The organism is Kiloniella majae (assembly GCF_002118315.1).
GTDB lineage: Bacteria > Pseudomonadota > Alphaproteobacteria > Kiloniellales > Kiloniellaceae > Kiloniella > Kiloniella majae.
This window is the reverse complement of sequence record NZ_MTSZ01000003.1, coordinates 303,520-326,695: the sequence shown is the minus strand read 5'-3', so window position 1 is coordinate 326,695 and position 23,176 is coordinate 303,520. Positions and strand designations below refer to the sequence as shown.

Annotated in this window: 24 protein-coding genes; 12 read left to right on the top strand and 12 right to left on the bottom strand. The window is 46.0% G+C overall.

Annotated features, from left to right (window positions below):
• Positions 1-8 precede the first annotated feature (8 nt).
• The 3 genes from BKB51_RS11085 to dusA form a co-directional block, all read right to left on the bottom strand.
• Positions 9-920 carry a polysaccharide deacetylase family protein gene (locus BKB51_RS11085; RefSeq protein WP_085901156.1) on the bottom strand — a complete coding sequence of 304 codons (912 nt, stop codon included), beginning with the start codon at positions 918-920 and terminating at the stop codon, positions 9-11.
• Positions 921-995: 75 nt separating this feature from the next.
• On the bottom strand, positions 996-1,436 hold the full coding sequence (locus BKB51_RS11080; protein WP_085901155.1) for an OmpA family protein: 441 nt from the start codon (positions 1,434-1,436) through the stop codon (positions 996-998).
• Positions 1,437-1,502: 66 nt separating this feature from the next.
• A complete protein-coding gene (gene dusA, locus BKB51_RS11075; protein WP_198946708.1) occupies positions 1,503-2,486 on the bottom strand; it encodes a tRNA dihydrouridine(20/20a) synthase DusA in 984 nt (327 codons plus the stop codon).
• A 479-nt stretch (positions 2,487-2,965) separates the two neighbouring features.
• Here dusA and BKB51_RS11070 point away from each other — a divergent pair, with 479 nt between their 5' ends.
• From BKB51_RS11070 to BKB51_RS11060, 3 genes are all read left to right on the top strand, one after another.
• Positions 2,966-3,724: an HAD family hydrolase gene (locus BKB51_RS11070; RefSeq protein WP_085901153.1), complete on the top strand. Its 759-nt coding sequence runs from the start codon at positions 2,966-2,968 to the stop codon at positions 3,722-3,724.
• A gap of 29 nt (positions 3,725-3,753) precedes the next feature.
• Entirely contained in the window at positions 3,754-4,617 is an 864-nt protein-coding gene (locus BKB51_RS11065; protein WP_085901152.1) for a type 1 glutamine amidotransferase, read from the top strand.
• Positions 4,618-4,678: 61 nt separating this feature from the next.
• Positions 4,679-5,281: a YfbR-like 5'-deoxynucleotidase gene (locus BKB51_RS11060; RefSeq protein WP_085901151.1), complete on the top strand. Its 603-nt coding sequence runs from the start codon at positions 4,679-4,681 to the stop codon at positions 5,279-5,281.
• A gap of 9 nt (positions 5,282-5,290) precedes the next feature.
• On the opposite strand, the gene BKB51_RS11055 is transcribed toward BKB51_RS11060, so the two are convergent.
• From BKB51_RS11055 to BKB51_RS11040, 4 genes are all read right to left on the bottom strand, one after another.
• Positions 5,291-6,598 (bottom strand): hypothetical protein, encoded by a 1,308-nt coding sequence (locus tag BKB51_RS11055; protein ID WP_125911824.1) that lies wholly within the window; start codon positions 6,596-6,598, stop codon positions 5,291-5,293.
• 108 nt (positions 6,599-6,706) lie between these two features.
• Entirely contained in the window at positions 6,707-7,678 is a 972-nt protein-coding gene (locus tag BKB51_RS11050; RefSeq protein ID WP_085901149.1) for a glycosyltransferase family 2 protein, read from the bottom strand.
• A 12-nt stretch (positions 7,679-7,690) separates the two neighbouring features.
• Positions 7,691-8,068: an EamA family transporter gene (locus tag BKB51_RS11045; protein WP_276327920.1), complete on the bottom strand. Its 378-nt coding sequence runs from the start codon at positions 8,066-8,068 to the stop codon at positions 7,691-7,693.
• Between the two features lie 138 nt (positions 8,069-8,206).
• Positions 8,207-9,085, bottom strand: a complete 879-nt coding sequence (locus tag BKB51_RS11040; RefSeq protein ID WP_085901147.1) for a LysR substrate-binding domain-containing protein — start codon at positions 9,083-9,085, stop codon at positions 8,207-8,209.
• A gap of 114 nt (positions 9,086-9,199) precedes the next feature.
• Between BKB51_RS11040 and pbfA the strand changes: the two genes are divergently transcribed.
• On the top strand, positions 9,200-10,588 hold the full coding sequence (pbfA, locus tag BKB51_RS11035) for a (R)-1-hydroxy-2-aminoethylphosphonate ammonia-lyase (RefSeq protein ID WP_085901146.1): 1,389 nt from the start codon (positions 9,200-9,202) through the stop codon (positions 10,586-10,588).
• 80 nt (positions 10,589-10,668) lie between these two features.
• Positions 10,669-11,130: a GNAT family N-acetyltransferase gene (locus BKB51_RS11030; protein ID WP_085901145.1), complete on the top strand. Its 462-nt coding sequence runs from the start codon at positions 10,669-10,671 to the stop codon at positions 11,128-11,130.
• Here the strand turns inward: BKB51_RS11030 and BKB51_RS11025 are convergent.
• Entirely contained in the window at positions 11,122-11,433 is a 312-nt protein-coding gene (locus BKB51_RS11025; protein ID WP_198946707.1) for a hypothetical protein, read from the bottom strand. The two genes, BKB51_RS11030 and BKB51_RS11025, sit on opposite strands and share 9 nt — an antisense overlap.
• Positions 11,434-11,551: 118 nt before the next feature.
• Here BKB51_RS11025 and BKB51_RS11020 point away from each other — a divergent pair, with 118 nt between their 5' ends.
• Complete coding sequence (locus BKB51_RS11020; protein ID WP_085901143.1) at positions 11,552-11,983, top strand: Lrp/AsnC family transcriptional regulator; 432 nt, start codon at positions 11,552-11,554, stop codon at positions 11,981-11,983.
• Positions 11,984-12,038: 55 nt separating this feature from the next.
• On the opposite strand, the gene metZ is transcribed toward BKB51_RS11020, so the two are convergent.
• Both metZ and BKB51_RS11010 read right to left on the bottom strand, forming a co-directional pair.
• Positions 12,039-13,241 carry an O-succinylhomoserine sulfhydrylase gene (gene metZ, locus BKB51_RS11015; RefSeq protein ID WP_085901142.1) on the bottom strand — a complete coding sequence of 401 codons (1,203 nt, stop codon included), beginning with the start codon at positions 13,239-13,241 and terminating at the stop codon, positions 12,039-12,041.
• Between the two features lie 71 nt (positions 13,242-13,312).
• Positions 13,313-13,735, bottom strand: coding sequence for a rhodanese-like domain-containing protein (locus BKB51_RS11010; protein WP_085901141.1), 423 nt, complete (start codon positions 13,733-13,735; stop codon positions 13,313-13,315).
• Between the two features lie 120 nt (positions 13,736-13,855).
• Here BKB51_RS11010 and BKB51_RS11005 point away from each other — a divergent pair, with 120 nt between their 5' ends.
• Both BKB51_RS11005 and BKB51_RS11000 read left to right on the top strand, forming a co-directional pair.
• Positions 13,856-15,064 (top strand): hypothetical protein, encoded by a 1,209-nt coding sequence (locus BKB51_RS11005; protein WP_085901140.1) that lies wholly within the window; start codon positions 13,856-13,858, stop codon positions 15,062-15,064.
• A 168-nt stretch (positions 15,065-15,232) separates the two neighbouring features.
• Positions 15,233-16,387, top strand: coding sequence for a GGDEF domain-containing protein (locus BKB51_RS11000; protein ID WP_085901139.1), 1,155 nt, complete (start codon positions 15,233-15,235; stop codon positions 16,385-16,387).
• Between the two features lie 99 nt (positions 16,388-16,486).
• Here the strand turns inward: BKB51_RS11000 and BKB51_RS10995 are convergent, their stop codons facing one another.
• The gene (locus BKB51_RS10995) at positions 16,487-16,987 is read right to left on the bottom strand and encodes an Lrp/AsnC family transcriptional regulator (RefSeq protein WP_085901138.1); all 501 of its coding nucleotides are present in this window, start codon (positions 16,985-16,987) and stop codon (positions 16,487-16,489) included.
• A 211-nt stretch (positions 16,988-17,198) separates the two neighbouring features.
• On the opposite strand from BKB51_RS10995, the gene BKB51_RS10990 reads away from it, so the two are divergent.
• The 3 genes from BKB51_RS10990 (at position 17,199) to BKB51_RS10980 (ending at position 20,571) form a co-directional block, all read left to right on the top strand.
• The gene (locus BKB51_RS10990) at positions 17,199-18,206 is read left to right on the top strand and encodes a mitochondrial fission ELM1 family protein (RefSeq protein ID WP_085901137.1); all 1,008 of its coding nucleotides are present in this window, start codon (positions 17,199-17,201) and stop codon (positions 18,204-18,206) included.
• Positions 18,207-18,463: 257 nt separating this feature from the next.
• Positions 18,464-19,408 carry a thioredoxin-disulfide reductase gene (gene trxB / locus BKB51_RS10985; RefSeq protein ID WP_085901136.1) on the top strand — a complete coding sequence of 315 codons (945 nt, stop codon included), beginning with the start codon at positions 18,464-18,466 and terminating at the stop codon, positions 19,406-19,408.
• Between the two features lie 272 nt (positions 19,409-19,680).
• A complete protein-coding gene (locus tag BKB51_RS10980) occupies positions 19,681-20,571 on the top strand; it encodes a LysR family transcriptional regulator (RefSeq protein ID WP_047762775.1) in 891 nt (296 codons plus the stop codon).
• A 426-nt stretch (positions 20,572-20,997) separates the two neighbouring features.
• On the opposite strand, the gene BKB51_RS10975 is transcribed toward BKB51_RS10980, so the two are convergent.
• The gene (locus BKB51_RS10975) at positions 20,998-22,218 is read right to left on the bottom strand and encodes an MFS transporter (protein ID WP_085901135.1); all 1,221 of its coding nucleotides are present in this window, start codon (positions 22,216-22,218) and stop codon (positions 20,998-21,000) included.
• A gap of 149 nt (positions 22,219-22,367) precedes the next feature.
• Here BKB51_RS10975 and BKB51_RS10970 point away from each other — a divergent pair, with 149 nt between their 5' ends.
• Positions 22,368-23,135 (top strand): AraC family transcriptional regulator, encoded by a 768-nt coding sequence (locus BKB51_RS10970; protein ID WP_198946706.1) that lies wholly within the window; start codon positions 22,368-22,370, stop codon positions 23,133-23,135.
• Positions 23,136-23,176: the final 41 nt, after the last annotated feature.

The window sequence follows — 23,176 nt, the reverse complement described above, 5'->3', positions numbered from 1 at the left end:
TAACTGGCTTAAGCAAGTCTATCCAATTCCCGGGACAACATCATCAATTCTTCCTGTGTCGGCGGTGCCATATACCTTTCAAAAACAGGTAGCTCTGCCTCAGGACCTTTTCGCTGTGCCCTATTCACAGCCTGTCTACTCATTAAAACAGCAGAGCATCCTGCTTCTTTAGCAAACATAAACGTGTTCATATCTATGTCTTTTGTTCCTCCGAAGGGAGCAGCAAAGGCAGATGTGCTTCGATTTTTTAGCTTATTGAGCCAGCCTTGACAGGACATAATCTCTTCGCGTTGTTGATCTGGTGCTAAAGAAGCCAAAACGTAATGAGATGCGCTATGATTCCCGTAATTTACTAAAGGGTTATCAATCAGATTATCTTCGGTTGCGATCACTTTGGAAAGCTGACTTACCGCATAATCCAGATTGTTCTGAGTAAGGAAAGCATCCAGAGCCAAATCAACCACCCTGCTATTCAAATCAACCTTTTTGCTATCTTTGTAAAAGCGCTCTGGCCTTATTTCGTGCACCCATTCTTCTTGCGCAAAATATTTCAAGAAAGCCTCTTCAAGCCCTTTCGACAGAATAAGCCGGACTTTATCCCGCCAGAAAACATCTCCCTCAATCAGATTACTGTTGAGAAATATCGTTGATGGCAATTTTTCTTCGATCAGCCAGGGTATCGTATTGATGAACAGATCTGCATAAGCATCATCAAAAGTAATTGCAGCAAGGCCACGTCTACTCTTTGCCGTAATAAAGTCATCCAAAGAAACTATATCAAATTGATCCCGCAACCACGCTATCTGTTGCCTAAATTCAACAGGATTCACGTTATGCAAACGGCTTTCCAAGCCCGTTGGAATGTGCTCGAAAACACCATGATATAATAGGATGTGCCCACCCTGATATTTAACCGACAATTATTTTCCTACTAAAATCTCTTCTCGAATACAGCCACTTCCAAAAGACTAGCCATTCAAACAAAAGCTGGCGCCTTATTCTTTATAGGCAATGACTTCTACCCGACGGTCTTCATCTGCCTTCTCTCCCGTTCCCCAAAGAGAAAAGCTTCCATAGGCTTCGCCCCGGAAAACGGTCTCAATTCTCTTTTTGGCAATGCCTTTTTTAATAAGATAATCCTTGGCACTTTGAGCCCGTTTTAGAGAGAGCTTTTTATTTGCCTCGGGGTCCCCCTGTTTATCAGCCTGACCAATGGCACAGATTTTAAGCGAAGGGTGACCATCAACAACATCAAACAGGTCATCGATTTTCTTTTGTGCTTTTTTCGAAAGACTGGATTGTCCAACCTCGAAATAAATGACTTTTTTAACAAGAGGACTTTGCTCAACAGGACCAGAGCAATCAACCGGACTGGACATCGCTGTAGAGATATTCATCCCCAATACCAAACATCCCAAAACAAAATACTTAACCATGGAAAAACCCCCTTTAAATGTGTTTTCAGAACATTACTCTAGCCTAGTAGTCGCCTGAAAACTACCTTAAGCAACGTCACGGGTTTGTCCTGCAACCAAAAAATCTTCGTATGCCCGCCGGATAACACTTTCATCAGAGCCGGGCTTAAACGCATTTTGGCTCAGACTTCTTCGCCAGGCACGCGCACCGGGCAATCCGTTAAAAAGCCCAAGAACATGACGCGTTATTGATTTTACAGGTACGCCCTCAGCAACTTTTTCAGCAGCATACTCACAAAGCTGATCAACAATTTCACTACGATCTTTGATCTTGGCTTCACCATAAAACCTCTGATCAACCTCTGCCAAGATATACGGGTTTTGGTATGCTTCCCGGCCAATCATCACCCCATCTACTTTAGTGAGGTGGTCTTCAACCTGCTCAAGCGTTTGCACACCACCATTAAGTATAATTTCCAAGCCGGGAAAATCCTCTTTGACCCGGTACACCACATCATATTTCAAAGGAGGAATTTCTCTGTTTTGCTTCGGGCTTAGCCCCTCTAGCCAGGCTTTACGGGCATGAACAATCAGCGTTTGGCACCCTGCGTTTTTCACCTTTGTCACAAGCTCATGCAAAAACTCGTATGAGTCTTGCTCATCAATTCCGATACGTGTCTTGACTGTCGCTGGCAATCCAGATTGAGCCATTGCAGCAACACATTCTGCAACCAAATCAGGTTCAGCCATCAAACATGCCCCAAACCGTCCTTTCTGGACGCGGTCACTCGGGCATCCGACATTAAGATTAACTTCATCGTATCCAAAATCGGCAGCTTTAGCAGCACAAACCTTGATCGCCTCAGGGTCGCTTCCGCCGAGTTGCAATGCAATTGGATGCTCTTTTTGATCAAACGTCAAAAACCGTTCAGGATCTTTTCCATGTAGCAAAGCACCGGTCGTCACCATCTCTGTATAAAGCACTGTATGTTGTGAAATCATCCGCAAAAAAGAGCGCTCGTGCCGATCCGTCCAATCCAGCATAGGCGCAACGCAAACTTTTCTGTCCATCGCCTTCTTTTCCATCAACTACCTAATATTTATCCGCAACCAAGAGACATGACATGACCAGCCTCAACGCACAGAGCAACAACCACAAACCAAAGTCTTTAAAGTATCGGCCTTTTAACAGTTATCGCACAAACATCAAACGGTAGATATCCCCCCCACACTCAAAAGAAGGCAGGGATGCTACATATCTCAACATTCAAGCAATTCAGGTAATATGTGCATCAAAGCATCCCTTAATCGACAAAACCAGACCACTAAGCACCACAAATTTCATTTTTTACACAGTCCAATTCCTTAAATTTGCCCACAAAACACATAATAAACCACACAAAAATACAAATACCCAATATAATCCCACTTTTAACTTGTTCAAAATAATATTCCCTTTTATGATCTGTCTCATAAGTCACAAATGACACAAACACCTTACTAACGACGCGTTCTCAACCACGCACTTAAATTGAAAGAGGAAGCCCACAATGATCAAGGCCATCACCTTTGACCTATGGGACACAATTGTCGATGACGATTCAGACGAACCCAAACGTGCTGCCCAAGGCCTGAGAAGCAAAAAGGAAGAACGTCGTCATATCGTATGGACTGCACTGAACGAAGTTGCTCCCATTGATATGGAAACAGTTACACTGGCCTATGATGTTGCCGATGCCTCTTTTAATATTGTCTGGAAAGAACTCTTCATAAATTGGACTGTTGAGCAGCGCATTCGTGCCATCCTTAACGGTCTGGATCGCAGCCTTCCAAAACACCTTTTCGATCGCGTTGTCAAAGAGACTGGCGACATGGAAGTTAATATCCCACCTAACGCAATCGAAGGCGTCAAAGCAGCCCTCGCAGATCTTTCGAGCCGCTATAAACTTTGCATTGTTTCAGATGCCATTGTGACACCAGGTACAGGCCTTCGCCAAATTCTTGAAGATTATGATTTGAAACAGTATTTCAGCGGCTTTGCCTTTTCTGATGAAGTAGGTCATTCAAAACCTCACCGCAGCATGTTTGATGCAGCCGCAGAACAGCTTAACGTTCAAGTTGAAGAGATGTTGCATATTGGGGATCGGGATCACAATGACATCAAAGGCCCGCATGCATTAGGTATGAAAGCCATACTTTTCACAGCAACCCGCGATGCTGACAAAGATCACACAACCGCGGATGCTATTGTCAACAGTTACGCAGATTTGCCTTCGGCAATTGATGCTCTCGCAGATACCAGTAAATAACACCGATATCCAAACCGGAGAAAGACGATATGTCTCAAAACCCACGTTTTCTCGTTGTTGATGGCTATGCCAAAGAAGGACGTGACGGCCTGAAAGAAGGTGGCGCTTCTACAGCAGGTGATCTTTACGTCAGAATGCTGCAAACACAAAGCCCCGAAGCCAAGTGCGATATTGTCTATCCGGCTGACCCTGGGGCTAGTCTTCCCAGTGGTACTAATCTGGAACAATACGACGGCATCGCCTGGACAGGATCAAGCCTGACTGTTCACTCTGATGACCCCAAAGTTATTCCACAAATTGAGTTTGCTAAAGCTGCCTATGAGGCACAGGTGCCAAGTTTTGGGAGCTGTTGGGCTGCACAAATTTCTGTGGTTGCTGCCGGTGGTGCCTGCGCAGTTAACCCCAAAGACAGAGAAATGGGTTTTGCGCGCAAAATTTCTCTAACACCCGAAGGGCGGGCACATCCTCTCTTCGAAGGTAAAAAATCAGTCTTTGATGCCTTTATCAGTCACGACGATGAGATCACCCATCTCCCGCCCAATGGTCAAGTGCTGGCTTCTAACGACTGGACATCTGTTCAGGCCGTTTCTGTAACCCACAAGGGCGGCGTATTCTGGTCCGTACAATATCACCCGGAATATGATCTCCATGAAATGGCAAGACTCTGTTATTGCCGCAAACAAAAACTTGTCGACAAAGGCTTCTTTACAAATCTTGAAGATGCTCAGAAATTTGTGGACATGCTAGAAACACTTCATCAAGATCCAAGCAGAAAAGATCTGTGGTGGTTGCTTGGCATTGATCATGACATCATGAACGCCGACATTCGCCAAGCCGAGGTTAAGAACTGGATTGAACGCCTCGTCATCCCAACAATGGCCCGCAGACGCTAACCCGCTGCAGACGATTTGCACAATCAGGTCTGTGGCTCACAACGAGAAACAGACCTGATTTATGAACACGCCCCAACAAGAGAAACCTGCACTCGCCCCTCGCGCATGGCAACGCATGCTAAGCGGTCGAAGACTGGATCTTCTTGATCCCTCCCCCCTGGACATCGAAATCGAAGATATCGCGCTCGGCCTTTCACGCGAAGTACGTTGGAATGGGCAAACTACTGGCGAATGGGGTTACACCATTGCAGAACATTCACTGCTGGTGGAAGAAATTGTTGGCCTACTGAAACCAGATACAAAACTCGAGGTTCGCTTAGCCGCCTTGCTCCACGATGCCCCGGAATATGTCATCGGTGACCTGATTACCCCCTTTAAATACGCTATTGGAACTGGCTACAAAGACCTGGAAAACAGATTAATGCAGGCTATACATGTTCGCTTTGGCCTACCTGCCAATTTACCCGACACAGTCAACAAACTTATCAAACGTGCAGATCGCATGGCAGCCTACCTCGAAGCTACGCAACTGGCCGGGTTTAACGACAAGGAAGCCAGTAAAATATTTGGTAAACCTCGGGCAATGCCAAATATCCGCATAACAGGCATATCTCCGCAAGAAGCGAAAGAGAGTTTTTTGAAACGCTTTGAAGAACTTTGCTAACTACAGACCTTAGCTTTTGTTAGATCCCTGGCGAGCTAGCAAAGGCTGCACTAGCTTCCAGATTGAGCACGCAGTCAAAACAATCGCAATAGCATAGATCATCACTAATGGAACATTATACCGAGGTATACTGACTGAAACGAATGCGTTAAATCCGACCATAAAGAAAAACGGGAATGCAAAGAACAAGACAGGCGCAGTTCCAACCATTTTTCTCAACTGTATAAACCCGGGGATCAATGCAAGCACGCCGATCAACCCGAAATACTTTGCTACCCACATCCCGCGTAAAGACAATGACAAAGTCACCATGATATGTTTCACAATATCCGGTAAAATATAGCCGTTAAGCAAAAGGCTGATACGTTCTTTCTCGGTCGTAGCTTGCTCATAAATCACAGCTCTCATAATCGAGTTGCCATACCTGTAATAGCCTTCGGGGTGCCCAAAATCCAGTTTCTGATAAAGTTCTACGGGGAATAAAATCTTACTCAGTGAATCCCCAAAATCTGGCAACCAGTATATAAAGCTGACAGCATATTCTGTCCAACTCATCATGTTGTATGCCACCCTCTCTGAAAGAATATAAGGACCATAGCCTGCGCTAACCCCAAACACACCGTGATAGGAGTAGTTACGGAACATCCAGGGGATCACAAACAAGATAAAAGGCAACAAAAAAGCACTTGTTTTAAACAAAGCCTCTTTTAGCCCTTCTTTCTTAATGACCAGCCAATAGAGAGGAATGCCCAGAATAAGAAAATACAACAGATACAAGTATGACGGGCGGGTCAAAACAGCAATGGAAAGCCCGATTCCCATCAACAAAAAAACACTTAGATTATCTTTTACTTTAAGGGCATAGGCCAAACATACGGCAAAACTTACAAACCCAAAAAAAGCCCACGCTTCAGTAATTAACCAGGTTGTGTACTCTGACATGCGCCCTGCAAAAAGAACCAACATCATCGCTGACAAAGACAACCAGAAACGTTTTGTGAAAAAATAACAGGCTAAGTAGCAAAAATATACGACCAGAGCGATCAATATCGTCTGTACAGCATAGACAGAAGTTAACCCGGTGACGTCACACCCTCCCTTGCGCTCGACATAACAAAGCATTGCTAGTTCAACACCAGAGTCAATTGACATCATGAAGTTAAGAAACCAAGGATAAAGTGGGGCAAAAATAATTCCAGATCCTTGAGTTTCGTTTGCAGGAACAAAAGAAAAGCTTGTTGCGCGATCTGCATAACTCAAAGCATCAAAAACAGGCTCTTGATAACCAACGAGCCATGCTTGAATAAAAAGTGTCAATATACAAAAGCACAAAGGAAGGAGATATAGATTGGTTTTCTGAGACAAGGAAAACATTAAAAACTTTACCATAATTAATTAGATGTAAGGGTTAAGGCCTTTAGCACTTCACTTAATAAAACGATGAACTGGAACTCTTGGCTCGTTATTAATATCAAAATTAAGTGCTGACAGAATTAATTGTAAACCGACAATCATTGGCAATGCCGCAAGCATGACCTGTCCTGATGTTGCTGCCAGCTCTTCAACGACAGACAAATACCAATGCCAAGCCCCAAAGACAGAACCAAAAGTAATCAATATTGGCCCGAGAACAAACTCCAAGGACGCAAGACTAAAATCGCGTAAAAAATAGTTATAGATAAATCGTTTAAAAGAATTCTTCCCATGTCCCAACAGAAACGGGAACAAAATTTTATGGATCTTCAAATTAGAAACTTCATCCCCATACTTGGCCTGCATAGGAATATCTAGAACAACAGCACGCACAAGATTCAATCGAAAAAGCATATCACTTTCAAAAAAGTAATTAGAAGCAATTTTGGAAGTATCCAAGAGGTCAAAAACAGATAGGTGAATGGCTAAAAACCCATTCGTAGGATCCATAACTCGCCAATAGCCCGATGAAAATTTACTCATAAACCCAAGAACAGCATTACCAAACAAACGAACCTTAGGCATTTCAGCGACACTTCGGCTATCCCAAAAACGATTTCCTTTTGTATAGTCCGCATCACCTGAAACGATGGGGGCAACAAACTTACAAATGAGGTCCGGGTCCATCTGTCCATCGCCATCTATCTTCACCGCAATATCATATCCCGCCTTCGATGCAGCATCGAACCCGGTAATCATTGCCCCTCCAACTCCCTTATTACAACTATGTCTGAGAACAGTTACTCTATTATCTATAGAAGTTTTCTCTATGAAATCCCCTGATTTGTCTGGACATGCATCATCAATGCAAAAAATACCATCGACATAATTAGGAATTGCGTCGAGGACCCCTTCTATATGATCTCTAACCTGATAACAGGGGATGACAACAGCAATAGAACTTTTATTTGAAGCTTCTGTCATAATATTGCAGCCCTAGATCTCTTTCAGAGAAATAATAGAAATTCCCATAACAATAAAAATTGTGCCAACAATGTTTTGCCAGCCAATATTTTCCTTGAAGAGAAAAGAAGCTGCAATAGGGACTATGACAAAAGCTAAGGCAGAAAAAGAATATGCAAAACTTAATGGGACGCTCCGCAAAATCCATACCCAGAGTAGTGTTGCCGCTCCATAAAGAATAATCGCAGTTATTAACCATGGGTTTATCAAACCGTAGATACCTTGATCCCAGTCAATATCCAGAGATGCTTTTTTAAAAAGCATCTGACCCGAAGACATAATAAGTGTGAAGACAATTAAAATATAAAACTTCATAGAAATTTTCTCTACAGAACAAAGCCTAAATTCAATTAGTAGGCGACAAAGATATTCCTATATACGCTAACACACGGAATAACAACATCACTGAAAGTCATCTCCTTTGCACCATCAGTCCTATAGCTTCACATGGAGATAAATCTACGTACCTAAGAATTATCTTTTAACTATTCACAAAACACTCTGAAATTGCTCAGCAACACCATGAAAAGCTTTCACAATTCTGAGCTCTCTCCTACGCTTGAGTGTTAAAAGATACTCTGTGGTTTTCAGATCAGCACCTGTGATATTTAACGTGTGAACACGCTGATCTCGTGGCAGTTCGTGTGAAGATACAATCCCTACACCTAAACCGGCGGCAACTGCTTCAAACAGGCTTTCGCGGCTTGCAATTTCCATAATCGGCTTAATATCGAGCGACTTTTCCTGACAGGCTTTTTCAAAAACCTGACGTGTTATTGATTGAGGCTCGCGCCAAATCATTTTTTCCGCACTTAACTCGGAAAGCCTGATGTGTTTCTTGTTCGATTGCGCCCAAGGATGTGTATGACAACAGAAGACAACCACGCGATGCCTATAGAAAGGAATTGCTTCAACCAGTGGGTTTTCTTCCCATTCGGTTTGTAAGGCAATATCAACTTTCTCTGCCAAGAGATCCGCGGTTACTTTTTGCGAATTTCCGATATTCAAGCCGATGTGTATTTTCGGATACTTCTCTTGAAAGGCAGCAATAATAGGAACAATGAAATACGGACTTCCCGCAGCTATTCGACACGTTCCGCTTCGCAATTCCTTTGTCGCACTCAAAAGCTCTGCTGCCTCATTTTCAAGTGCAAAGATTTGAACCGAAATTTTTAAGAGCTCCTCACCAACTTCGGTCAAGGTAACACCACGGCTGTTTCGTCGGAAAAGACTAAGTTCGTATCTCTCCTCCAATGCTCTGACATGTGCGGTTACAGCTGGCTGACTTATGGACAGATATTCCGCCGCTCTCGTCAAACTTCCTTCACGCGCAACAACGTTAAAGGCTCTTAACTGAGATAAATTCATCGCATATCCATAAATTTTTATTATATCTATAATAAAAATATCCAATTAGATTTATATCTTTATATATTTCATAGTTCAGAACTAATCAATAAAACCTGCGAAGGCCTTAGTCCTATGAACAGTCATATCCCATCCCCTACGAAAACACCCCAAGGGGCAGAAGGTGACGTTAATCATTCCCCACGGCGTAAAGTGTGGCATGACAAAAATATCGATAAAGACGCAAAGGAATTACTTCGCAGAGATGAGGAGGTTTTTCTTCATCAATCCGTTTCCACCCCTTGCCTTTCTGTCATCAAAAAAGCTGAAGGTATCTGGATCGAAGACAATCGTGGACATCGATTTATGGATTTTCACGGTAACAATGTGCACCACATTGGTTATGGGCACCCCCGTTTGAAAAAAGCGATTAAACAACAACTGGATGATCTTCCCTTTGCACCGCGACGCTTTACCTGTGATCCCGCAGTCGAACTTGCTGAAAAACTAACAAGCCTTGCACCCGGTGACTTAAACAAAGTTCTATTCGCAACCGGGGGATCAGATGCCATTGAAATTGCCCTTGCCTATGCCCGGGCCAAAACAGGACGCTTCAAAACAATTTCTTTCTGGGATTCATTCCACGGGGCTGGTTTTGGTGCACGTTCAATTGGCGGCGAAGAAATGTTTCGTTCTGGCCCCATCGGCCCTCTGTTACCCGGAACAGAGCACGTCCCCCCGTTCGGTGATTATCGTAACGCTTGGGGGGTCAAAGAAGGCTCCGCCGAACTCTGCGCCAATACCATTCGCTATGTCCTGGAAAAGGAAGGCGATGTTGCCGCTGTCATTGCTGAACCAACCCGTGCAGTACCCTATATAGCCCCACCCGGATTTTGGAAAAAAGTTCGCAAAGCCTGTAATGACTTTGGTGCTCTTCTGATTTTTGATGAAATCCCAACAGGATTGGGTAAAACCGGTAAAATGTTCTCCTGCGAATACGATGATGTTATTCCTGATATTCTGGTTGTCGGAAAAAGCCTTGGCGGTGGCATTCTTCCCATCGCGGCAACTATCTGCCGCCCAGAACTGGATATCGCGGATCGCTATGCCTATGGCCACTACACGCATGAAAAGAATCCCGTAACGACCCGGGCTGCGCTCACAACATTACAAATTATCGAAGATGAAGGCTTGGTCGAAAACGCCGCAAAGGTCGGCGCTTATGCACTTGAACGTCTGCAGGAAATGCAAAAACGCCATCCCCTAATCGGCGATGTTAGAGGACGGGGGTGCTTATTCGGCGCAGAACTGGTTACAGACAAAAATACGCGAGAACCAGCCAATGATGCCGCCGATATGGTCCTATACCAAGCTCTGGACAAGGGACTGAGTTTCAAGACCACCATGGGCAATGTTCTGACCTTCACCCCTTCTTTGATCACTAATCATCAAGAGATGGAAAACGCCATGGACATCATTGATGCCTGTCTGAGAGAAGTTGAGACGACGCTAGGATATCAGTAACCTCCCCTATTCTTGCTAGATTATTAGCACTTTAGGATTAACGCATTGCAGAGAAATGTGATCACTCCTATCCTGTGGTCATGACAGATATTACTTTCAGACACGCACAAGCATCAGATCTCCCCACAATCATTTCCATGCTGGCAGATGATGATCTCGGTGCGAAGCGCGAAGATGCTTCATTGCCTGTAAATCAAAAATACAGGACGGCATTCGAAGCTATTGATAAAGACCCGAACCAGTACCTTGCCGTTGTTGAACAGGCAGAAGAGATTATCGGATGTCTTCAGCTGACTTTCATTCCCGGCCTCTCTCGCCTTGGTATGTGGCGGGGACAGATTGAAAGTGTTCGTATAGCCTCCAGTCATCGTGGCTCTGGCCTTGGCAGCCAAATGTTTGAATGGGCCATTGCAGAGTGCCGTAACCGTGGTTGTGAACTTGTCCAGTTAACAACAGACAAAGCCCGCCCTGATGCCCTCAAATTTTACGGAAAACTCGGTTTCGAGGCGAGCCACGAAGGTATGAAACTCAGCTTAGACTGATCCTTTCTTTTCGATCACCAGAACTCTTGCAGCACCAACGGGATGAGCAACGTGTTCGTCCCCGTCTCCGGCATAGAATATATTTCCGGCTTCGATCAACTGTTCCAGTTCTTGCCCTGCTTCTTTGTAAAACATTCTGACCTTGCCATCCAAAACAACAAAAACCTCATCTCCGTCGTTCTGATGCCACTTATAAGGCTTGTCAGTCCAATGCAGTCGGACGGTTGCCCCTTCGATCTGTGCAATGTCCATTGCATCCCAAGCTGCATTCCCGATAAACTTGGCTGTTTCTATAAACTTCACTTTGCACCTCATCACTCAATAGTTAATTCTCCTTTGATGGTAAGGGCTTGTCCAAAGCGATGATATAGGCATGATGTACAGTTAAGCCTGTTATTTTAACTATACCATTTTTAGAAATATGACCCGATCTCTTGATCACAAAGACCTAAAACTCTTAGCCCTGCTACGCAACAATGCGCGTGCGTCAATCAAAGAGCTGGCTGCAGGTGTCGAACTATCCCGTACCGCATTGATAGAACGCATCAAGCGTTTGGAAAGGGATGGTGACATCGAGGGTTACACCTTAAAGAAGGTGCAAAGAAAAACGCCTTTGACGTTCTTCCTACTTGTTAAGACCCATCAACCCTCATGTGAAGTCATTGCACCGCGGCTGGAAGAAATTTACGAGATTACAGCTTGCCATTCTCTCGGCGGAGATATCGACATGATTATTGAGCTATCAACAGATAGCCTGCAGCGAGCAAATGAAATCAGAGAAGAAATATCCGGTTACCCCGAAGTCGCTCAAATAACAACATCGACACTTTTGAAAACACATTTTGAAAAGTAAAAAGCCACCTGAACAGGTGACCTTTTATGACTTATTCTCAGGAACAACTCTTACATTATCCGCGAATTGCCTGTTCCAGATCTTCTTTCAGATCATCGGCATCTTCAAGACCGACCGAAATTCGTAGAAAGCCCTGTGTAATGCCAACTGCCAGACGTTCTTCTTCACTCAAACGCTGATGCGTTGTCGAGGAAGGGTGGGTAATCAAGGTCTTGGAATCCCCTAGATTGTTTGAAATATCCGCTACACGAAGGCGGTTCAGAACTTTAAAAGCAGCTTCTTTGCCTCCCTCTAGCTCCAGACCGATCAGCGTACTTCCCTTGCCAGACATCTGTGCCATGGCAAGATCGTATTGCGGATGCGATTTCAATCCGGGATAAATCACCTTCTTAAGACCCGGCAACTCTTCAATATGGCTTGCCAGCGCCAAAGCATTATCACTCATCCGATCAACGCGAAGGGCAAGTGTTTCAAGCCCCTTGACCATTGTCCAGGCGTTAAAAGGGCTCATAGACGGGCCGGTATGACGCAGAAAATCCTTGAGATGATCAGCATCAAATTCCTGGGAACAAAGAATGGCACCGCCCATACAACGTCCCTGTCCGTCAATATGTTTTGTTGTTGAATAGACAACAATGTCCGCACCAAATTCCAGCGGCTTTTGCAGCATAGGCGTCGCAAAAACATTATCAACAATGACCAATGCGCCCGCTGCATGGGCCATATCACAAACGGCTTTGAGATCAATGATATCCAAGGCGGGATTTGAAGGTGTTTCCAACAAAACAGCTTTAGCCCCTTTGGCGAGGGCTGCTTCCCAAGCTTTCAAGTCCGTTCCGTCAACAACTTCTGTCTCAACACCATAGCGTGGCAGAAGTTCGTTCAGAATAAACAGGCAAGAGCCGAAAAGAGCTTTGGCACCGACAACACGATCTCCAGCTTTAACCTGTGAAAGAAGCGCCGCGTTAACTGCCGCCATCCCGCTTGCCGTTCCACGGCAAACTTCAGCGCCTTCCAACAACCGCATCCGCTCTTCAAACATGGAAAGAGTCGGATTTGCGTAGCGGGAATAGACGTAGCGCTCACGATCACCATTAAAGGCTTCTTCTGCTTCTTCCGCAGAACTGTAGACATAGCCAGAATTCAGATACAGCGCTTCACTTGTCTCATCAAAACCACTGCGCATGAGCCCACCGCGCACCAGTTCAGTCTGGGGGCGAAGCTTACGTGCTGAAGCATTTGAATTGCTGTCCGTCATCTTTCTATTCCATTTACTCTATTCAGGCCCTGTGGAAACCATCCCCTAGGGCATTACATGTTGATTCCAGGTTAGTTTTGCTTCCAAGGGATACCAGCAGCTTTCCAGCCAGCAATTTTTCCCCGATGTCCGCGTTCATCTGCTGGTCCTTCGAAACCATGCAAAATATTAAAGCACTTATTATATCCCTGCGCTGTTAAGGCAATTGCGGCTGAAACAGAACGCACACCTGAGCGACATAAAATATAAAGGGATTGATCTTCCCTAAGACCCAACTGCTTTATAGTGGCCACAAAGTCAGGATTAACCTGCATCTGCGGATAAACCTGCCAAGGCAAGAGTTGCGTATCTTTTCCCAAAGCAGACAAATCAGGCACACCTACGAATTGGAACTCTGGGATAGTCCGTACATCAAGCAAAACGGCATCGGGATCTTGTTCCAAGACTTCCCAAGCTTGCTCTGCCGAGACATCACCAGCGTAATTTTGTTCCATTCCGATCTCCATTTGTGCCCAGCAATTGGTTAATGGCGCTTATTAATATTGAGAATTAGGGATTTTAAAACCTTTTTCATCAAATACTTTATTCAAATACTTTTGAAATAGGATTCAGGCATGTCTGATTTAGAAGAACTTCGTACCCGGGTAGAAGCAGCTGAAGAACATTTTGGTCTCATCGCTGATCAACAAAAAGGCTACAGCCAACGCTTGATTGCCCTGCTCAACATTACCGAGCAGAAGGATCAGACCATCGGAAAACTGGAATACGAAAACGAACAACTTCGCACGATGCTGTTCTCTCTTTTGCAGTCTATAGAAAAGGGCGATACGACAAATACACTACAGGATATGGATGCACGCATCTCAGCAATGACAAGTGAACCTGTTGAAATAGAAAACAAATCCGCAGACGCAGACCTATCCCTTCCAGCACCTGAAGACGAGATTGCTGAAGAAGAAGAAACCTCTATCCCCGAAGAAGTCACACCAGAGCTCGACAGTTCTGAAGCCCCAGAAAACGAACAAGGCAGCGATATCGACGAGATTGAAGAACTCGTGACGGATCTGGAATCTGCTGACAGCGACAATACGATAGCAGTGGATGAAGATGACCCTTCTATGGACGATTCGAGCGACGACCTTGACGATGAAGTTGCCGACATTTCAATGGAGCCTAGCACCGAATCTGAAAGCGACCCCGATTCTCTGGAATCGGAATCATTAGAATCCGCACCAGAAGAAATCTCTCAGGATGTTTCCCCTGAAAATACTTCAGAAACCGAAATCGCAGAAGAAGCTTCGGAAGCAGTATCAGAGGATGACATCGAAACAGAAATTGCTGATGCTTCTGAAGACGACATTATCGCCGAAATCGCAGATAATCTCGAAGAAGTGTTGCCCACAGAGGAAAATGACACAGAAGAAAATGACACAGAAGAAAATGACCCTGAAGAAGCTATGCCCGAGGCAACTTCGGCAGAAGATATCGATAGTCCCTTAGAAGGATTGGAAGATCCTCTCGAAGATCAAATTTTGTCTCAGGATGCACCTCAGAATGAGACTGTAGAAGAGGCTTCATCAGAAGAAAATGTCGAAGATGAAATGTCAGCAGAAACAAAAATGCCCGAAGAATCAGGGACAATGGAAGAAGCTGGAATAACCGAAGAAGAAGTAATTAGTGCTGATGAAATTCCCTTGAGTGAAGACACAGATATTGACAGTTTCCTTGATGAAAACGCTGATGAAGAAGAAAAACCAAGCAGTCCTGAAATTGAAGACATAATGGAACGCATCTCAAAACAAGCGCTTTCACAGGGCGAATAAGAAAGGAAAATTCACACAAAAAGTCATTTTTATTTTCCTAGAGTACCGCCTTGCGTTAATGCCTGTTCGTACGTCTTTCTTTTTCGAAAAGCATCCTTGCCCGTGATTTCGGACTATTTAAAACTATATCTGCCACCAATTCTGCTTGTCACAGGGGCCATTTATCTCGTGGCTTATCCACAGAGCTATCCGGCACCGATTGGTCTGTTACTCGGCATTGCGCCAACGACCCTGTCGGTTTTAGGTGCAGGGCTTTGTCTTTGGTTCAGAAAGTCCAACCCCGTCTTTTGTTTCGCTATTGCTGTTGCCCTTGCCTATTTCAGTAGTGATATGTCAGAAACTCAATCCTCTGCTGCATTTATTTTCATCCCATTAGCGTGGATGGGGCTGGCAATCAGTGAAGAACGCGGCCTCTTAACACCTTCGGGCTTTACCAAGGGGCTCTTATTGGTCGTCGCGAGCGGCATGATCGCCACCCTTGGCTATCCCGCTAACGATCTGGGCATTTTCTCCAATCTCTGGATTGATTTAAACTATGCGATGCAATGGCGTCCCAGCTGGGGGGACTGGATGCCTTTGCCTGCCCTCTCCTTTGGCGCATTCAGTCTTGCAGCACTTATTTTAACCGTTCGTCTGATCATCAAACACAGACCAATGGACGCCGGATACCTCGGCGGGCTCATCGCTCTTTTTGGGGCCGCCCTGAGGTACGGGGATTTACCCGCCACCCCCATATTCATAACGCTCGCGACTCTTCTGCTCATTCTTAGCCTTTTCCAGGAATCCCACCGCATGGCCTTTCTGGACGAGTTGACCCGTATTCCAGCACGCAGGGCACTTCTTGCCGACATGAAAAAACTGGGGCGTCGTTATACGCTGGCAATGGTAGACATCGACTTCTTTAAAAAATTCAATGATACCTACGGGCATGATGTCGGTGATCAGGTCCTTAGAATGGTCTCTTCCCGTCTCAATCAGACTGGTGGCGGATGCCGCGCCTATCGGTATGGCGGTGAAGAGTTTACCTTACTTTTCCCCGGGAAATCAGTTGATGAGGCTTTCGACTATCTGGAAGAAGTCCGCGAACGTATTCAAGGAACTGTCTTTGTTATCAGAGGATCAGATCGCCCCACGAAGAAGCCAACAAAATCAAAGAAAAAGCCACAAAAAAACACTGGAAATAAAAAGGTCAAAGTCACCGTATCTATTGGTGTGTCTGAACGGACTGAAAAGCACGAAGATCCAATGGACGTGATGAAGAAAGCAGATCGCGCCCTCTACAAAGCAAAAGACAAAGGACGAAACTGCGTTATCGAAATGTGAATACTAGATATGCTCACCAGACATAAAAGAAGCTCAGATTCCAAAAGAAATTCTGAGCTTCTTTTACTATTCATCTAATACAACAGTGCGATACAGGGTTTATTCTTGCCCCCCCAGAAGAAGCGCATCGTTGTCATCAATCGGAACCCCCGGGGTATTTTTCGAATTTCTGATGACCTGAATAGTCTGCACGGTCGCCACATGAGGCGCAGCCGTCAGTTTTTCAGTTAATTCGTTTTCATGACTGGTATTGCGGGCAACCAACTTTAAAACAAAGTCGTTTGAGCCGCGGGTCATGCTGCATTCGCGCACTTCCGGCCACTCATTCATATAGTTCTCAAATTCAGTCAAAACCTGTTCGGACTGACCTGTAAGGCCAACCAAAGCATAAAAGGCCACTTCATAGCCCAAGGCTTCTGCCTCTAACTCTGCGTGATATCCCTTAATAAAACCGGCTTCTTCCAAAGCCCGTACCCGTCGAAGACAAGGTGGTGCAGAAATACCAGCCCGGCGGGCGAGTTCGACGTTCGTAACACGTCCATCTTCCTGAAGATCCTGAAGTATACGAAGATCTATGCGATCTAACTTTACGCGGCGCATGCAAACGTCCTGTACAGTGTTTCCGGTAACACCCTAAGCTTTCATGCAGTCACATGATAAACAATTAGAGCGAATCGAGTGATTTTGAGTAACAATATTACTCGTGACCTCCATCTTTTCAAGATCCAACAAACAAATTCTATTAGGTTACTGTCTCAATAATGGTCTTTTCCTTGCCTAGATCCTTTTGTCGCGCGATATTCCCTGAACAATGACAGAGATTAAGAAAAACCTTGTTTGCTGGGCTGTTAGCGATGGACGCGCCGGTATAGAAGCCAATTGTCTGGGCCTTGCAACGGCTATGGGATTATCCCCTGTCATTCACCACGTGCGCATGAAATTCCCTTGGAAGTGGCTTCCCCCTGCCCTGATTCCCTTAAGTACCCACATCTATGAAGCTTCTGCGTTTTCGCCAAAGGATGCACTAAAAGCCAAAGGACAGCTAAAAGACAACTGGCCGGACATTATTATAGGATGCGGGCGTCAGGCTGTTCTTTTTACGGCATTAGTTCGCAAACTCAGTAAGGGCAAAACCTTTGCCATCCAGATTCAAGACCCCAAGGTATCGCCCAAGCTGTATGATCTGGTTGTAACGCCTGAGCATGACAAATTAAGAGGCCCCAATGTCCTGACCACTTGCGGGGCCTTGAACAAAATCACACCAGATCTGCTTGAGGTCGGCAAAAAAGAACTCGCCCCGCGCATTACAGATTTACCCAGACCATTAGTTGCCGTCTTGATTGGCGGGAAAAGTAAAGCCTACGACCTCACGGCTGACATCATTCACCAGTTAGGGAAGAAGCTTCAAAAACTGCACCAACAAACCGGATGCGGTTTTCTGGTAACAACATCACGGCGAACGGGGCAGAAAAACGAGGCTCTTTTATCAAGCTACCTAAAAGATCTCCCGGCTTTCATATGGGATGGGCAGTCCCCCAACCCCTACTTTGGCCTTTTGGGATCAGCCGATGCCATTGTGGTGACCAGTGATTCAGTAAATATGGTGACCGAGGCTGCAAGCACAGGTCGCCCTGTATTCACCGTAGATCTCGAAGGGGGCAATAAAAAATTTGATCGCTTCCACAGGAAACTCAGAGACGACGGTATTATCCGGCCCTTTACCGGAACACTGGAAACATGGCACTACCCGCCGCTTTGCGAATCACAGCGAATAGCCAAAATCATATTGAAAAAACTGAATAATTCCAAACGTCCATAGCGGAAAAATAAACGCTGGCAGATAAAGCTAAAAAGATATTGATCTGCCCCTTGTAGAGAGCGCCAAGGCACTCTATTTTTCACTCAAGCACAAGACGATTCTATCGTGATTTTCGCCGAGATTTCCCCAAGATTACTGAAGGGATTTCCACCTCGTTTCTCACCATTGAGGTCAATATTGATCAACTCTGGTGTCATTATGGTGTCTCGGAATAATGTTGGTCCGATAAAGATACAAACGAGAAAGATACAAAGAGCATGTCCGAAACCCACCGTACCAAAGTACTGATTATCGGTTCTGGCCCCGCAGGCTACACCGCCGCCATCTATGCAGCGCGCGCGAACCTTGAACCGATTCTGGTGCAGGGCCTCCAACCCGGTGGCCAGTTGACCATCACCACAGAGGTCGAAAACTACCCCGGGTTTGCAGACGTTATCCAAGGGCCATGGCTGATGGAACAGATGCAAAAGCAGGCAGAACACGTCGGCACCAAAATGCACTTTGATATCATCAACGAAGTCAATTTTGACGAGCGCCCCTTTGTCTGCACAGGCGACAGCGGCAACAGCTATGTTGCGGACACTGTGATCATTGCCACAGGAGCCCAAGCACGCTGGTTGGGCTTGCAAGGGGAAGAGACATACAACGGACGTGGTGTTTCTGCCTGTGCGACCTGTGACGGTTTTTTCTATCGTGGCAAAGAAGTTGCGGTTATCGGTGGCGGGAACACCGCTGTTGAAGAAGCTCTTTATCTCGCAAACATCTGTTCCAAAGTAACCTTGGTCCACAGAAGAGACGCACTGCGCTGTGAAAAAATCCTCGAAGATCGTCTATTGAAAAACGAGAAGATCGATATTCAGTGGAACAAAGTTGTAGATGATGTCTTGGGCACACCGACAGATGGCGTAACCGGCCTGAAGCTGAAAGATACTCAGAATGATTCGTTCTCTGAACTTGATGTCAACGGTATGTTTGTGGCCATCGGTCACGATCCCGCGACAGCAATCTTCAAGGATAAGCTGGATCTGGATGATGAAAATTACATTCTGGCAACACCCGGCACAGCAACAACCAATGTTCCCGGCATTTTTGCAGCTGGTGACTGCGTTGACAAAATCTACAGGCAGGCGGTAACAGCAGCAGGTATGGGCTGCATGGCCGCACTGGAAGCCGAACGCTACCTGACTGAAATGAATGACTAGAACGGTCACATAACCTAGGTAAAAAGCGGAGCTTGCAAGAGCTTCGCTTTTTATTTGTCCAAATCATACTTAAGTCGGTATTTGATCAGGAGATTTCATTTGATTTGAGTCTTCCAAAAAAATATACGCTTAGGCACAATTTGTTAAGAAGCTGTAATTACAGTAAGATATTGATAATTTACGAATCGCTGTCGCGAATTCAACGCGCAGACTAAGGGAGAAGTGGTTTGTCAGAAGGCACAAAACGCCGGAGCGGTCTGAAAGCCTCCATCATGGATTGGGATAAACTGCGTATTTTTCACGCCGTTGCCGAAGCCGGAAGCTTTACTCATGCAGGGGAACAACTCAACCTCAGCCAATCCGCAGTCAGCCGTCAAATCTCTGCGTTGGAAGACAGTCTCAAGGTTTCGCTTTTCCATCGTCATGCACGCGGATTGATTCTGACAGAACAAGGCGAGCTTCTCTATAGAACCGCTCATGATGTCTTTGGCAAACTCGCCATGACAGAAGCACAGCTAACCGAGAGTAAAGATCGCCCCAAAGGTCCGCTTAAAATCACAACAACCGTTGCCTTTGGCTCAACATGGCTTTCCCCGCGACTACATGAATTTATCGATCTTTATCCCGATGTAGAAGTACAGCTTATCCTGTCGGATAAAGAGCTGGATCTTTCCATGCGCGAAGCCGATGTCGCCGTGCGCTTGCATCCACCAAGACAGGCAGATCTGATACAACGACACCTGCTTACAGCCCAGATGCATATCTACGCATCCGCCAGCTACATTAAAAAATATGGTATGCCGCGCACTGTAAATGAAATCTCGGATCACAGGCTTGTTGTCTATGGGGACGATACAAAACCACCTCTTCCAGATATTAACTGGCTCTTGCATGTCGGCACCGAAGGAACTGGCCTGCGGCGCGCATCCATGGCGATCAATAACATCTACGCCATCATGAAGGCCGTGCGCTCCGGCGCAGGTCTGGGCGCGCTTCCTGACTTCATGACACAGGAATCAAGTGATCTGGTACAGGTCTTACCCGAGGTTGAAGGTCCTCAGTTCGATGCCTATTTTGCCTATGCCGAGGAAATGAGATCTTCCAAGCGAATTGCCATTTTCCGGGATTTCCTCTTACGCAAGGTCGCAGAATCAAAATTCTAGGGCAAAACATCTGAGATTACGATTTTATTACAAAGCCTTAGTAGGTATGCACACAATGCATATCGGCACTGTAATAATGTAAATCGACATCCTAAAAAAAAATGCTACATTCATTTCCATCAGATGTTGCTTTGCAATATCTACTTTGACTAACTGTTGAGCTTGCTCCGGTTGGTCTGTTTCCAGGCTTCGGCCTGGGGGTCTTCGGACCCCACGTCTCCCAGACGTGAAGCCTCCCTGTTCAACTTGCCTCCAAGCTTCGTGCTTGGAGGTTTTTTTTCGCTTACACTTCGGAAAATATCGCTCAGGGACTTATTTTGCTGAGGCTTGAATCCACTAACCAAGAGGCATGAGAGCTCTACTCAAATAAAAAAAGCGCTGATAGTAAATACCAGCGCTCTTAAATCCTAATCTTAGAGAGAAAACCTACTCAGCCGCCTGTGGCAAAGGTTTTGTTCCCCCTATGACAACCTCATTACCGGGTCTTGGATCTCTTGGCACGTTGAAGGCGAGGATTAGGGATACCACCGCCATACCCGCGCCGGCGGCGAAGACCATCCACATGGCTTCGTCAGGGAAGGCATGTCCGAAGAGCACCGGAATAAAGACAGCTGGAATATGGTTGATGGAGAAGCTGACGCCAGAGGTAGCGGCAATGTCCTTGTAGTCAGCAATCTTCTGCAGATAGCTTTTCTGCGCGATGGCAAAGGAAAAGAACAGATGATCGAGTATATATAGAACAGCAGCAACCCAAGCCTCTCCGACGAGGGCATAACCGGAAAACACCAAAATAAGCCCGATGTATTCACAGATCAGGGCGCGACGTTCGCCCCAACGAGAGATGAATTTCCCGATTTTTGGTGCCAACCAGAAGTTAATAGCTTGGTTCACCAAATAGAGCATGGTGATTTCAGCAACGGAAAAGTCGAACTTCACCACCATCATAAAGCTTGCAAAAGCGACAAAAATCTGACGACGCGCACCGCCCATAAAGGTCAGGGCATAAAAGAGCCAATAGCGTTTGCGCAAGATCATCTTTTTATGCTGCACTTCCTTTGGCGTATAGGACGGGAAGGCAAGCACAACAAACAGAACCATCAGGATGGTCATCGTGCCGCCCGCCAAATAGACCCATTTGTAATCAAGACCAAAGAAAGTAAAGATTACCCAAATCATACCGTAAGCAATAATCGATGCGATGGACCGCGCAGAAAGCTGCCGTCCCATCGACAGAGGCGCTCTTTCCTTATCAACCCACTGCAGGGTTAGCGACATCTGCACCGTTTCGTAATAGTGAAACCCGAATGACATAATCACCGTGGTCACATAGAGACCAAATGCACTGGGATAAAAGCCTGTGACGGCAACACCCACGCCCAACAAGATCAAAGCCATCAGACCAAAAGTGCGCTCTTTGATAAAGAGAAGGAATAAAAGAGCACTCACCACCAGGAGTCCGGGGATTTCACGCACGGACTGCAAAATGCCAATTTCGGCCAGACCAAAGTCGGCCTTTTCCACAACAAAGTTATTTAGAAGGCTCATCCATGTCGCAAAAGCCAACGGCATTGCGGCAGAGAGAATGATCAGACAGCCTTCGGGCGTGCGCCAGACTTCCGGTTTAAGATAATGACCGAGGGGTTTCATATGTTATTTTCCATCAAGACTTTTTTGTTGTCGCTACAATAGGCATAGCGAGCAAGACTGTCTTGCGCTATCATGCCATATGATATCGACAAACGGACAATAACAACTAAAACTTCATGAGAATTGAACCACCTCCCAATCAGCCACTGGTGTCTAAACCAAATGATGTACCAAAAGAGCTGGTCCGCCCAGTCATGGTTCGTGCCGCCAATATGCGCCCCGGCAGACGCGTCTTGCCGCACAGTCATACCTGGTGTCAGCTGGCCTATGCTGCCGAGGGCGTTCTCGCCATCTACACAGATCAGGGCAGTTGGGTTGTGCCCCCGCAACGAGCCGTCTGGATTCCGCATGAAACAGACCACGAGGTCTATTCACCTCATGGTTCAAAATGGCGGGCGCTGCATCTGGACAAAGAATTCTCTCAGGGTATGCCTGATAACTGTTGCGTCATTTCGGTTTCTAAGCTGTTGAGGGAAATGCTGATCCATGCCGCTACTCTACCGGTGGAATATGATGAACAGGGTCCAGACGGGCGACTGATGCAGGTGCTTATGGACCAAATCCGGGCTGCCAGAACCGTCCCCCTTCATTTACCTCTTCCTCAGGACCTCAGATTGCGCCGTGTAACCGAGTGCTTGATCCATACCCCCTCTGATCCACGGGGATTGGAAGATCTCGCCAGCGATGTAGGGGCCAGCAGCCGTACACTTGCAAGATTGTTTTCCAAAGAACTGGGTATGACCTTTCGTCAATGGCGCAGCCAATGTCGCCTGATGGCATCCATGGAACGTTTGGCCCTTGGTGAGGCCGTGACCTCTGTCGCCATTGATCTCGGCTATGACAGCCCCAGTGCCTTCATCGCCATGTTTAAACGCACCCTGGGCAAACCACCTGCCGCCTATTTTGCTGCTCAATAGAAAAAGCCACGCATTACTGCGTGGCTTTTTAGGTTTAGGCA

Excerpts from the sequence above, each read along its gene's own strand:
- BKB51_RS11080 (WP_085901155.1), bottom strand. The coding sequence starts at position 1,436 with ATGGTTAAGTATTTTGTTTTGGGATGTTTGGTATTGGGGATGAATATC.
- dusA (WP_198946708.1), bottom strand. The coding sequence starts at position 2,486 with ATGGACAGAAAAGTTTGCGTTGCGCCTATGCTGGATTGGACGGATCGG.
- BKB51_RS11070 (WP_085901153.1), top strand. The coding sequence starts at position 2,966 with ATGATCAAGGCCATCACCTTTGACCTATGGGACACAATTGTCGATGAC.
- BKB51_RS11065 (WP_085901152.1), top strand. The coding sequence starts at position 3,754 with ATGTCTCAAAACCCACGTTTTCTCGTTGTTGATGGCTATGCCAAAGAA.
- BKB51_RS11060 (WP_085901151.1), top strand. The coding sequence starts at position 4,679 with ATGAACACGCCCCAACAAGAGAAACCTGCACTCGCCCCTCGCGCATGG.
- BKB51_RS11050 (WP_085901149.1), bottom strand. The coding sequence starts at position 7,678 with ATGACAGAAGCTTCAAATAAAAGTTCTATTGCTGTTGTCATCCCCTGT.
- BKB51_RS11040 (WP_085901147.1), bottom strand. The coding sequence starts at position 9,085 with ATGAATTTATCTCAGTTAAGAGCCTTTAACGTTGTTGCGCGTGAAGGA.
- pbfA (WP_085901146.1), top strand. The coding sequence starts at position 9,200 with ATGAACAGTCATATCCCATCCCCTACGAAAACACCCCAAGGGGCAGAA.
- BKB51_RS11030 (WP_085901145.1), top strand. The coding sequence starts at position 10,669 with ATGACAGATATTACTTTCAGACACGCACAAGCATCAGATCTCCCCACA.
- BKB51_RS11020 (WP_085901143.1), top strand. The coding sequence starts at position 11,552 with ATGACCCGATCTCTTGATCACAAAGACCTAAAACTCTTAGCCCTGCTA.
- metZ (WP_085901142.1), bottom strand. The coding sequence starts at position 13,241 with ATGACGGACAGCAATTCAAATGCTTCAGCACGTAAGCTTCGCCCCCAG.
- BKB51_RS11010 (WP_085901141.1), bottom strand. The coding sequence starts at position 13,735 with ATGGAACAAAATTACGCTGGTGATGTCTCGGCAGAGCAAGCTTGGGAA.
- BKB51_RS11005 (WP_085901140.1), top strand. The coding sequence starts at position 13,856 with ATGTCTGATTTAGAAGAACTTCGTACCCGGGTAGAAGCAGCTGAAGAA.
- BKB51_RS10995 (WP_085901138.1), bottom strand. The coding sequence starts at position 16,987 with ATGCGCCGCGTAAAGTTAGATCGCATAGATCTTCGTATACTTCAGGAT.
- BKB51_RS10990 (WP_085901137.1), top strand. The coding sequence starts at position 17,199 with ATGACAGAGATTAAGAAAAACCTTGTTTGCTGGGCTGTTAGCGATGGA.
- trxB (WP_085901136.1), top strand. The coding sequence starts at position 18,464 with ATGTCCGAAACCCACCGTACCAAAGTACTGATTATCGGTTCTGGCCCC.
- BKB51_RS10980 (WP_047762775.1), top strand. The coding sequence starts at position 19,681 with ATGGATTGGGATAAACTGCGTATTTTTCACGCCGTTGCCGAAGCCGGA.
- BKB51_RS10975 (WP_085901135.1), bottom strand. The coding sequence starts at position 22,218 with ATGAAACCCCTCGGTCATTATCTTAAACCGGAAGTCTGGCGCACGCCC.